Origin of the sequence: Oricola indica (genome assembly GCF_019966595.1) — a bacterium.
In the GTDB taxonomy this organism is placed as follows: Bacteria; Pseudomonadota; Alphaproteobacteria; order Rhizobiales; family Rhizobiaceae; genus Oricola; species Oricola indica.
In genome coordinates, this window is the sequence record NZ_JAINFJ010000001.1 from 1,144,098 (window position 1) to 1,154,056 (window position 9,959).

General features: G+C 61.0%; 12 protein-coding genes and 1 tRNA gene. 9 read left to right on the forward strand and 4 right to left on the reverse strand.

Annotation, left to right across the window (positions count from 1 at the left end):
- Positions 1–34 precede the first annotated feature (34 nt).
- Genes LC343_RS05475 through LC343_RS05490 form a run of 4 tightly spaced genes read left to right on the forward strand, consistent with a single transcriptional unit; the run spans position 35 to position 2,720 of the window.
- Positions 35–343: a BufA1 family periplasmic bufferin-type metallophore gene (locus tag LC343_RS05475; RefSeq protein WP_223476067.1), complete on the forward strand. Its 309-nt coding sequence runs from the start codon at positions 35–37 to the stop codon at positions 341–343.
- A 36-nt stretch (positions 344–379) separates the two neighbouring features.
- Positions 380–1,330 carry an MNIO family bufferin maturase gene (bufB, locus tag LC343_RS05480; protein ID WP_223476068.1) on the forward strand — a complete coding sequence of 317 codons (951 nt, stop codon included), beginning with the start codon at positions 380–382 and terminating at the stop codon, positions 1,328–1,330.
- The gene (locus LC343_RS05485; protein ID WP_223476069.1) at positions 1,314–2,099 is read left to right on the forward strand and encodes an HvfC/BufC N-terminal domain-containing protein; all 786 of its coding nucleotides are present in this window, start codon (positions 1,314–1,316) and stop codon (positions 2,097–2,099) included. Before bufB ends, LC343_RS05485 begins: the two co-directional genes overlap by 17 nt.
- A gap of 12 nt (positions 2,100–2,111) precedes the next feature.
- Positions 2,112–2,720 (forward strand): DoxX family protein, encoded by a 609-nt coding sequence (locus LC343_RS05490; RefSeq protein WP_223476070.1) that lies wholly within the window; start codon positions 2,112–2,114, stop codon positions 2,718–2,720.
- Positions 2,721–2,849: 129 nt separating this feature from the next.
- On the opposite strand, the gene LC343_RS05495 is transcribed toward LC343_RS05490, so the two are convergent.
- Positions 2,850–3,320 carry an Hsp20 family protein gene (locus tag LC343_RS05495; RefSeq protein ID WP_223476071.1) on the reverse strand — a complete coding sequence of 157 codons (471 nt, stop codon included), beginning with the start codon at positions 3,318–3,320 and terminating at the stop codon, positions 2,850–2,852.
- A 288-nt stretch (positions 3,321–3,608) separates the two neighbouring features.
- Between LC343_RS05495 and LC343_RS05500 the strand changes: the two genes are divergently transcribed.
- A complete protein-coding gene (locus LC343_RS05500) occupies positions 3,609–4,028 on the forward strand; it encodes a hypothetical protein (protein ID WP_223476072.1) in 420 nt (139 codons plus the stop codon).
- Positions 4,029–4,195: 167 nt separating this feature from the next.
- Entirely contained in the window at positions 4,196–5,167 is a 972-nt protein-coding gene (locus LC343_RS05505) for an alpha/beta fold hydrolase (protein WP_223476073.1), read from the forward strand.
- On the opposite strand, the gene hisN is transcribed toward LC343_RS05505, so the two are convergent.
- The gene (hisN, locus tag LC343_RS05510; protein WP_223476074.1) at positions 5,157–5,948 is read right to left on the reverse strand and encodes a histidinol-phosphatase; all 792 of its coding nucleotides are present in this window, start codon (positions 5,946–5,948) and stop codon (positions 5,157–5,159) included. The genes LC343_RS05505 and hisN overlap by 11 nt on opposite strands.
- A gap of 183 nt (positions 5,949–6,131) precedes the next feature.
- Complete coding sequence (locus LC343_RS05515) at positions 6,132–7,022, reverse strand: N-formylglutamate amidohydrolase (RefSeq protein ID WP_223476075.1); 891 nt, start codon at positions 7,020–7,022, stop codon at positions 6,132–6,134.
- A 220-nt stretch (positions 7,023–7,242) separates the two neighbouring features.
- Here LC343_RS05515 and cpdR point away from each other — a divergent pair, with 220 nt between their 5' ends.
- The 3 genes from cpdR (at position 7,243) to LC343_RS05530 (ending at position 8,412) form a co-directional block, all read left to right on the forward strand.
- Entirely contained in the window at positions 7,243–7,605 is a 363-nt protein-coding gene (gene cpdR, locus LC343_RS05520; protein ID WP_223476076.1) for a cell cycle two-component system response regulator CpdR, read from the forward strand.
- Positions 7,606–7,687: 82 nt separating this feature from the next.
- Positions 7,688–7,762 (forward strand) — tRNA-Val (locus tag LC343_RS05525).
- 239 nt (positions 7,763–8,001) lie between these two features.
- Positions 8,002–8,412: a helix-turn-helix domain-containing protein gene (locus tag LC343_RS05530; RefSeq protein WP_223476077.1), complete on the forward strand. Its 411-nt coding sequence runs from the start codon at positions 8,002–8,004 to the stop codon at positions 8,410–8,412.
- 560 nt (positions 8,413–8,972) lie between these two features.
- Here LC343_RS05530 and LC343_RS05535 read toward each other — a convergent pair.
- The coding region (locus LC343_RS05535) for a Gfo/Idh/MocA family protein (protein WP_223476078.1) at positions 8,973–9,959 on the reverse strand (987 nt) is incomplete at its 5' end.

A 9,959-nucleotide genomic window follows, 5' to 3' on the forward strand; every position in this document is an offset into this window, starting at 1 on the left:
CCTGTCCGGCCAACGACCTTCAGAGGAGTCTCACATGACCAAAGCAACCAAGACCGCGTTCAGCGGAGCAGTTCTAGCCGGTGCCGTCGCGGCCGCCATTTCTGGCGCCCAACTCGTCACCGCGACCGATGCCGCCGCCGCAAACGTCAAGTGCTACGGCGTCGCCATGGCCGGCCAGAACGATTGCGCCGCCGGTCCGGGCACGACCTGCCAGGGCACGTCTACCGTCGATTACCAGGGCAACGCCTGGAAGTATGTCGAGGAAGGCAGCTGCGCATCGATGGAACTGCCGGGCGAGCGCATGGGTTCGCTGGAGCCGCTCGAGCGCGACATGCCGTCCTGAGGACTGCCTGTAACACCGCAAACCGGAGATGATGCCATGACCCCGACTTCCCTGAATCACGGAGCGTCCGCGGCCCGTCCCCCTGCCGCAGGCACGTTCCGGTTTGCAGCACACACAGCCCGTATCCCGGCTTTGGCCGGGGTCGGCTTCAAACACACCCATCTGGACGCCATCCTCGCCGACCCCGATCCGGTCGGGTTCGTCGAGGTGCATGCCGAGAACTACATGGGCGATGGCGGCTTTCCGCATCGTGCCCTGGAGCGTGTCCGACAGGATTTTCCGCTCTCGTTGCATGGCGTCTGCATGTCCATCGGCGGCCCCCAGCCGCTGAGCGAGGATCACCTCGCCCGCTTCAAGGCACTTGTCGACCGCTATGAACCCGCATTGGTCTCCGAACATCTCGCATGGTCCACCCATGACGAGGTGTTCATGAACGACCTGCTGCCGCTCCCCTATACGGAAGAGACGCTGAACCATGTCTGCAGCCACATCGACCGCATGCAGGATGTCATCGGCCGGCAGATGCTGCTGGAAAACCCGTCGACCTATGTCGTCTTCGAAAACTCGACCCTCAACGAGACTGATTTCATTCGCGAGATCGTGCGCCGCACCGGGTGCGGCCTGCTGCTCGACGTCAACAACGTCTTCGTCTCGGCCACCAATCACGGCTTTTCGCCAATGTCCTACCTGATGGACTACCCGATGGAGCATGTCGGAGAGATCCATCTTGCCGGTCATGCTGTCCAGGAGGATGACGAGGGCGAGCCGCTGCTCATCGACAGCCATGACGCCCCCGTCGCGGACTCGGTGTGGGATCTCTATTCGATCGTCATCAGGCAGTCCGGGCCGATCCCGACCCTGGTCGAATGGGATTCCGACCTGCCGGACTGGCCGATCCTGCGTGCCGAGGCTGCCGCCGCCGATCGAATCCTCGACGAGGCAGCGCATTCCTTCTTGATGGGCAAGAGCCATGCAGTCGGCGCCTGAGAAATCCGACCTCAACGCCGCCGGCTTCCGCGCCGCGATTCTCGATCCGGTGCGCGAAAAACCGGCGACGGTCGAAGGACCGCGCGGCAAGCAGGCCGTGAAGCGATTCAACGTCTACCGCAACAACGTCACCGTCAGCCTGATCAATGCGCTGGCGGACATTTTCCCGGCCGTCATGCGCATCACGGGCGAGACGCTGTTTCGCGACATGGCGCGCGAATTCGTCCGCGCCCATCCGCCCGTCTCGCCGTTGCTGTTTCTCTATGGACATGACTTCCCGGCCTTTATCGAACATTTCGAACATGCCCGTCGCATGCCGTATCTCGCCGACGTCGCACGTGTGGAGCGCGCCTGGCTGACGGCCTATCACGCCGCCGATCTGGAACCGCTGGACCCGCAGGCACTCGCAAAGATTGCGCCCGAGGACCTGGAGGGCGCGATGTTCAAGCCGCATCCGGCCACCGGCCTGATCCGGTCGCCTTACGCCGCATTCGACATATTCGACGCCAATCGCAATCGGGAGACCATCGGCCGTATCGACGTCACACGGCCCCAGGATGTGCTTGTCACCCGGCCCGGCATGGACGTGACCGTCACGGGACTGCCGCAAGGCCACGGCGCGTTCTTCGCCAGCCTGATCGCCGGCGATTGCCTCGGCGACGCCGCGGAGGCCGGAGCCCGGGCTTCATCCGCGTTCGACATCAACGAGGCGATCGGCGGCATGTTCGCCACCGGCGCATTCCTGTCCGTGACAACCGAGCAGACCTGAACGGAAAGCACTATGACCGACATCACCGATGCCACACGCCTGCGCGACAACGCCCGCTCCGGACCGGTCGCCGGTTTGGTCCGGCTGCATCACACGGTATTTTCGCGGATCGAGGCCTTGCTCGACGGCTGGTTCAACGGCTTTGCCGCGCGCTTCGCCTTCGCCAGCCTTCTGCTGCTGTATTATCTGAATTCGGGGTGGAACAAGTTGGGAGACGGTGTGTTCGGATTTATGAATCCGACGGTCGGTGCCTATGCGGCGATCCTGCCGCCCTTGATGGAACAATACGGGTTCGAGCCGGCGGCGATCCCCTTCTTCCCGTGGCACGTTATCGTGTTGCTCGGCACCTGGACGGAAATCCTGCTGCCATTGCTGATCGTGGCCGGGCTGTTCTCACGCATTGCCGCGCTCGGCATGATCGTCTTCATCTGCGTCCAGAGCTATGTCGATGTTGCATTCCACCAGCTCGGCGCGAAATTTGTCGGCTCGATGTTCGACCGGCTGCCCGACGCCATCATCTTCGACCAGCGCATGCTGTGGGTGTTCGTTCTGTTGATGATCGTCGTCAACGGCCCCGGAAAACTGTCGCTCGATCACCTGCTCAGCCGCCGGTTCAGCTGAGCGAACCCGCACAAAAGAAGACATGAAAAAAGGCGGGGTCTCCCCCGCCTTTTCCGCGTCGCGCGCACCGGCAGGGAGGGCCCGGGGCGGGGGACGTGTTGGCGAAAACAGGCCTTTCGGAAAGGCGCCTTAGTTGACGGCCTTGGCTTCGATCTGCTTGCCGTTTTCCTTGCCGTTGCTGATCGCGATCTTGCGCGGCTTCATGGCTTCGGGAATTTCACGCTCGAGATCGATGTGAAGCAGGCCGTTCCGGAGTTCGGCTGCCTTGACCTCGACATGGTCGGCAAGCTGGAAGCGACGTTCGAAAGCACGCGAGGCAATGCCGCGATGCAGGAATTCGCGCTTCTCTTCGGTGCTTTCCTCCGGCTTCGCGCCAGCGACGGTCAGCACGTTGGAACGCGCCTCGATCGTCAGGTCGTCCTCGGAAAAGCCCGCGACGGCCATGGTGACGCGATAGGAGTTCTCTCCGGTCCGCTCAATATTGTAGGGCGGATAGGTCTGTCCGTTGTTTTCCGGCTGGGCAAGCGTGTCCAGCATCGAGAAAAGACGGTCGAATCCAACGGTGGAACGGAAAAGGGGTGAATAGTCGACGTGACGCATAATGGTCCTCCTTCAATGAGCGACTGTGATTGCGTTTGACGTTTCCGGCCGCCCTGAACAGGCACGGTCCCAACGCCAGCGAACCCGTTACCGGCGTCCGCATCACCTATTTGGTGATTGCACAAATGCGGTTCAAGAGTTTCCCAAACCCGCCACCCCATTCAGATGAACGCCAGATGAACGAAGCCTTCCGTCCCGGTTCAGGTGACGGATGCGATTGTGTCTCCATCGTCGAAGAGAGGTGTCGCCCGAAATCGGGAGAAGACGCCGGGAACCAGGAGACACGACATGAAAAACGCTTTCGCAACGACCGCTCTCGCCGCCATGCTTTCCATGGGCACACTCGCGGGCGCTTCCGCCATGCCCACGGTCAATGCACCGGCAGCCGACACGGCATCGACCGCAAAAGTCGAGCTCGTCGGCCATCGCGGCCACAATAACGCGCAGCGCGGCCATCACCGCATCATGCCGCGCCACGTCATCAAGCGCCATCTGCACCGCCAGGGGTTCCGCAACATCCGCAACATGCGCCTCGTGCGCGGTGACTACGTGCTGCTCGCGCGCGGCTATCGCGGACCTGTCCGCCTCGTCGTCGATGGACGCAGCGGCCGCGTGCTCTCGCGCCACGTCCTGCGCGGCGGCCATCGTCCGGGGTTCGTCTTCCGTGGCGGTAACGGCAACTTCTCTTATTCCTTCGGCATCCGCTGACGGAAATCCGGGTTGACCGGGCTGCATCGTCCCTTCCAGTCCGGTCACATCGCCGGGAGCGTCGCACAGACGCTCCCGGTTTTTCTTTGACCTTTGCGCGGGCGGCTCCTATCAATCGTCCCCAACCGAAGCGGCGGGCCGCCGCTTGCAACCATTGCCCGCGACCCATGACCGAACTCCGGCTCTCCGAACACAACCCCAATCCCGACATCCATTCGGATGGCTTCGTGCAGACGCCTGACGGCTTCTCGATCCGCTACGCCGTCTTCAGGACGACGAAGCACCCGGTCAAGGGAACAGTGATCGTGTTGCAGGGGCGTAATGAATCGATCGAAAAATATTTCGAGACGATCGGCGACCTGGTCGCTGCAGGGTTCGACGTTACCGCTTTCGACTGGCGCGGACAGGGCCGTTCCACGCGCTTCTTCAGCCGCGGCGACGCCGGCTATGTCGACAGTTTCGATCAATATGCGACGGATCTCGAAACGATCTTCACGCAGGTTGCCTTGCCGGATTGCCGACCGCCTCACTTCATCCTCGCCCATTCCACCGGCGCGCTGGTCGCGCTTTACGCCGCGCCGATCATGGTCAATCGGATCCAGCGCATGGTGCTAATGGCGCCCTTTCTCGGCCTGCCCGCCTCACAGTTGCAGAACTGGACGATGCGCGCCGTGACCAAATCGCTGAGTTTCCTGGGCCTCGGGAACATGCATGTCGCCGGCGGTTCGGCCAGGCGCATGCGCAAGCCCTTCGAGGCAAACCAGGTCACCAGCGATGCGCATCGCTATGCGCGCAACATCTCGATACCGATTCGTTATCCGGAACTCGCGCTTGGCGGACCGTCCGCCGCCTGGACCGCCGCGGTTTTCGACGCCATCGACCGGATCGACGATCCGGCGCACCTCGCGCAAACGGTTATCCCGACACTCGTCATGATGGCGGGAGACGAAGGCATTGTCTCGAACGATGCGATCCGGCTTCTGACGATCTATTTGCGCTCAGCGTCTTTGCTGACCATCGACGGCGCCCGCCACGAAATCCTGCAGGAAGCCGATGTCTATCGCGAGCAGTTCATGGCCGCCTTCCTCGCCTTCGTGCCCGGCTCCGGCCCGACGATGTTCGAAAGGTTCAGCGATTGAGGATGTCGAGCGTCGCCGCGTGAAGCTCTGGCGTCGCCGCCGCGACGATATCGCCGCCATGGACGGCATTGGTACCCTGCATGGTCGTCACGACCCCGCCGGCCTGCTCGATCAGCGGGATCAGCGCGGCGATGTCATAGGTCTTCAGCCCCGGATCGACGACAATATCCGCAAATCCGGCCGCGACCATCGCGAAGGCGTAGCAATCCGTCCCGTAGCGCGGTAACCGCACCTTGCTTTCCAGCCTGTCCCAGGCATCGCGCATGGTCCCGGTTGCAAACAAGGCCGGGGTTGTCGTGAACAACGTCGCCTCGGAAATCGTGTGGCGCTTGCGCGTGGAAAGCCGGACCGGCTCCTCCCCCTTGCGGATCAGCATGCTCTTCTCGCCATCGGCGACGAAAAACTCGCCCGTATAGGGTTGCGACATGAAACCGGCGCGCGCCACCCCGTCGACGCGCAGACCCACCAGCGTGCCCCAGACGGGCAGGCCCGAAATGAAGGCCCGTGTGCCGTCGATCGGATCGATGATCCAGACATGCGAGGCGTCCTGGCGCACCGAGCCATGTTCCTCGCCGATAATCCCGTGGTCGGGAAACACCTCTTCGATCACGGCGCGAATCGCGGCCTCGGCCTGCTTGTCGGCCGCCGTCACCGGGTCGAATCCGTCCTGTTCCTTGTTCTCGACAAGTGACGCGCTGCGGAAAAGCGGCAGCGTTTCGGCGGCAGCCGCGTCGGCGAGCCGTTGCAGGAAAGCAACATCGGGGAGAGATTGTGTACTCATGGCCGCTTTGTGGGGAAATTCAGCAAAAGACTCAAGCGATAACTGAAAAAATGCGGCAGCGCACATTGACAATTGTGCAACGCAGCATACTCTCGGTCCTGGCAGCTTGCTGCCGCGCCCTCCTTGGGCGTTTCCTCCCTAGACTTTGGCCGCGTCGCTTTCGATGCGGCCTTTTTTTCGCGGCTATTCCGCTGCGATTGAATAGTCGAAGAAATGGCTGTCCGGCAGCGCCATCAGCTGGGCGACGAAAGCGGCGAGATCCTCCTGCAGCAGATGGAAGGACGGCTTCTTGGTGATCGTCAGCTCGTCCATGTAAAGTCCGCGATTGACCTCGATCTGCAAGGCGTGCAGCCCCTTGAGCGGACGGCCGTAATGCTCGGTGATGAACCCGCCGGCATAAGGCTTGTTGGCTGTCACCAGATATCCCATGCCCGTCAGGATCTCCGCCGCCGCTTCGCTCAGCGCACGGCTGGCGCTTGTTCCGAACCGATCGCCAATGATGAAATCCGGGCGAATACCTTCCGGACCGTAGCGCACGGACGCCGGCATCGAGTGGCAGTCGATCAGCACGGCAAAACCGAAGCGGCGATGCGTCTGCGCCAGCAAATCGCGCAGGGTCTGGTGATAGGGCTTGTAGATATTGGCGATGCGTGTCTGCGCTTCCGCAACGGGAATACGCGACGAATAGATGTCGGTGCCTTCCGAAACGACCCGCGGGACCGTCCCGAGGCCACCGGCGACGCGGATCGACCGCGAATTCGCGAAGGGCGGTACCCGGTCAGCGAACATTCGCGGGTCGAGCTCGTAGGGCTCGCGATTGACGTCCAGATAAGCTCTCGGAAAATGCGCCATCAGCATTGGCGCGCCGAGTGGAACGGCGCCCGAGAACAGCTCATCGACGAAATAGTCCTCCGACCGCCGTATCGCAACGGAATCGAGTCGGGTCATCCGGAGAAAGCGGGGCGGGTAGAAACGGCCGCTATGCGGCGAATTGAAAACGAAGGGAACTCTCTGATCGGCGGGCGCCCGGACCTCGAAGGCCGGATGCTCCGAAAAATCGGGGGCGCTGAACATGATGCGTGCCGGATTGCCTCGCTGATTCCCTTCGGCTTTCTGAATTTTTGACAGGCGGACCGGCCCCTGTCCAGCCTCAAGCGTCACGCGCAATGGCGAAAACTCTTGCGTTAAGAAGCGAATTCGGCCTGAAATAAACCCGATATTTACCGCGTCCGGTAATGACTGGGGCGTTGAGATACCATGCCGCCCGCCGCGCGGCGCAGCGAACGGAAAAACCATGAACCGCATTCTTCTCGCCGAAGACGACAACGACATGCGCGCCTTTCTCGTCAAGGCGCTTGAAAAGGCCGGCTACCAGGTAATCGATTACGACAACGGTGCGAGCGCCTATGAGCGCCTGCGTGAGGAACCGTTCACGCTTCTCCTGACCGATATCGTCATGCCCGAGATGGACGGCATCGAACTGGCGCGCCGCGCCACCGAACTCGATCCCGATCTCAAGGTGATGTTCATCACCGGCTTCGCAGCCGTCGCGCTCAACCCGGATTCGAACGCACCCAGGGACGCCAAGGTCCTTTCGAAACCCTTCCACCTGCGCGAACTCGTGACCGAGGTCGACAAGATGATCAAGGCCGCCTGACCGCTTCGTCACAGCCCTTCATTATGTGACATTCCGGCTATTGACCGGCCGCGCCTCTTGTGGTGTATGCGCGGCTCTGGACGGGCGGTTAGCTCAGCGGGAGAGCACTACGTTGACATCGTAGGGGTCACTGGTTCAATCCCAGTACCGCCCACCATTCCTTTCAAGGACTTATCAGGCATTTACGTAGTTCCCGGTTGGTTCACTGAACCTGGAGCACTTCGCTGCTTGTCATAACAGCTTCCAAAGCAGACGGCTTATCGGCTCAGCTGACTGTGTCTCCTAACATCGATATGCTCGGCCGCAAACTTCCCAGAAACTCCCCGTCGACCCCTTGCTATATCGAAATCAAGCGACGCAATCGTGCATCGCTGCAGCAAGCGGAGTCCGCGTGAAATGAAGAAACGAGCAGGTCGGCCATATGCCGACACCCGCCTGGCAGCATTCCTGGAGAAGCGAATCCTGGAGTTGAAGCCCAAAAAGTCGCAACTGCAGATCGCAACCGAGGCTGGCTTCGTCCAGCCGAACATGCTGTCGATGTTCAAGAACGGATCCAATAAGCTTCCACTTGATCGTGTTACCGGATTGGCAAAGGCGCTGGACTGCGATCCAGCACTGTTGTTCAAGCTCGCCCTCGAACAATTGGATGGCGACACCACTGCATCAGCTATCCAACAGATTTTTGGAACGGTCGTCAGCCGTAACGAAGTCGCCTGGTTGGAGGAAATCCGGAAGGCATCAGGGAATAGCGATCCAACGCTGACCGCGAAAAGACGTTTGGCAATCAGAGGAATTTTCGGGAAATGAATTCGGCCCTCTCAATACGCAATGTCCCAGAGCACGGTAGGGTTAGCCTCACAGTGAATGAGTGGGCTTGGATCGATTTCATACGGCTTATATCCTACGACAGCGATCCGGCACCAACCCTTCACCGTATTCAGGATACTGAGAGAGATCTTCCATGTCGATGCAAGAGCTCCCGCAAGAAAACTCCATGTAAGTTCAGTGAGGAACTCGTCCGATGATCCTTAGGTCACACCTTCCAGTGTTATGCAGAGGCTCGAGACAAGCCAATTTTGTGCGTTAGCTTCCGTCTGGAATGGGGCAGATAACGGACATTCCGCATTCGGCTGCAGTGCGTCCGCTTTGTGCCAAAAATGGAAACTCTGATACGAATTACATTAATCCGTTTCCGACGCCCGAGATTTGCCATCCAATCTATAAGTCGTACTTGTTGTGGCCGCGCCTTGGCCAATTCGCGATAAACCAAACGTCCACTGAGCGGTCTTGATTTCTTTTTTTATCTCGCGGCGACCGAAGCGCGGGATACCCTCCTGCGTAAGGGATGTTTGCATTATTTAGTACGCTCACGTCTTCACGTAATTGCCGAAACTGACCCAGTTTCCGCCGCGCTTCGAGGAATCGACGCAGGCGGTCACGAAAGCGACGCCCGCGACACCCTCGGCAATACCGGGGAAGGTAACCTCGCCGGGAACGGGCTTACCTTCGCGATGCGCCGCGATGGCGAGCGCCGCTTCCGTGTAGATGTTGGCGAAACCTTCCAGATAGCCTTCCGGATGACCACCCGGCACGCGGCTGACCCGCTGGCCGACCTCGGTCGCGCCCGCGCCATTGCGGGTGAGCAGGCGCTTCGGCTCGCCGAGCGGCGTGTACCAGAGATAGTTCGGGTCTTCCTGGGCCCATTCCAGTCCGGCTTTTTCGCCATAGATGCGCAGCTTCAATGCGTTTTCGTTGCCTGGCGCGACCTGGCTGCACCACAGCATGCCCTTGGCTCCGCCTGAAAAACGCATCAGCACATGGCCGTTGTCATCGACCTGCCGTCCCTCGACGAAGCTGTCGAGATCGGCGCAAAGCTGCTCCAGTTCGAGGCCCGAAACGAAACTCGCCAGGTTGAAGGCATGGGTGCCGATATCGCCGGTCGAGCCGCCGGCGCCGGTTTGCGCCGGGTCGGTGCGCCAGCCGGCCTGTTTCGAGCCGGTCTTTTCCAGCGGCTCCGACAGCCAGTCCTGCGCATATTCCACCTGGACGAGCCTGATCTTGCCCAGTTCACCGCTGGCCACCATCTCGCGGGCCTGCCGGATCATTGGGTAGCCGGTATAGTTGTGCGTCAGCACGAACAGCGCGCCGGAATTTTCCGCGGCCTTGGCCAGCTTGCGCGCATCGGGCAGCGTCGAGGTGAGCGGCTTGTCGCAGATCACGTGGATGCCGCGCTTCAGGAATTCGCGCGCCACCGGATAGTGCATGTGGTTGGGTGTGACGATGGCGACCGCCTCGATGCCGTTCTTCAGCCGTGCCTCGCGCTTCGCCATCTCGACGAAATCGCCATAGGCGCG

Coding starts and splice junctions, on each gene's coding strand:
- LC343_RS05485 (WP_223476069.1), top strand. CDS start 1,314: ATGCAGTCGGCGCCTGAGAAATCCGACCTCAACGCCGCCGGCTTCCGC.
- LC343_RS05475 (WP_223476067.1), top strand. CDS start 35: ATGACCAAAGCAACCAAGACCGCGTTCAGCGGAGCAGTTCTAGCCGGT.
- LC343_RS05495 (WP_223476071.1), bottom strand. CDS start 3,320: ATGCGTCACGTCGACTATTCACCCCTTTTCCGTTCCACCGTTGGATTC.
- LC343_RS05515 (WP_223476075.1), bottom strand. CDS start 7,022: ATGTTCAGCGCCCCCGATTTTTCGGAGCATCCGGCCTTCGAGGTCCGG.
- bufB (WP_223476068.1), top strand. CDS start 380: ATGACCCCGACTTCCCTGAATCACGGAGCGTCCGCGGCCCGTCCCCCT.
- hisN (WP_223476074.1), bottom strand. CDS start 5,948: ATGAGTACACAATCTCTCCCCGATGTTGCTTTCCTGCAACGGCTCGCC.
- LC343_RS05530 (WP_223476077.1), top strand. CDS start 8,002: ATGAAGAAACGAGCAGGTCGGCCATATGCCGACACCCGCCTGGCAGCA.
- LC343_RS05500 (WP_223476072.1), top strand. CDS start 3,609: ATGAAAAACGCTTTCGCAACGACCGCTCTCGCCGCCATGCTTTCCATG.
- LC343_RS05505 (WP_223476073.1), top strand. CDS start 4,196: ATGACCGAACTCCGGCTCTCCGAACACAACCCCAATCCCGACATCCAT.
- cpdR (WP_223476076.1), top strand. CDS start 7,243: ATGAACCGCATTCTTCTCGCCGAAGACGACAACGACATGCGCGCCTTT.
- LC343_RS05490 (WP_223476070.1), top strand. CDS start 2,112: ATGACCGACATCACCGATGCCACACGCCTGCGCGACAACGCCCGCTCC.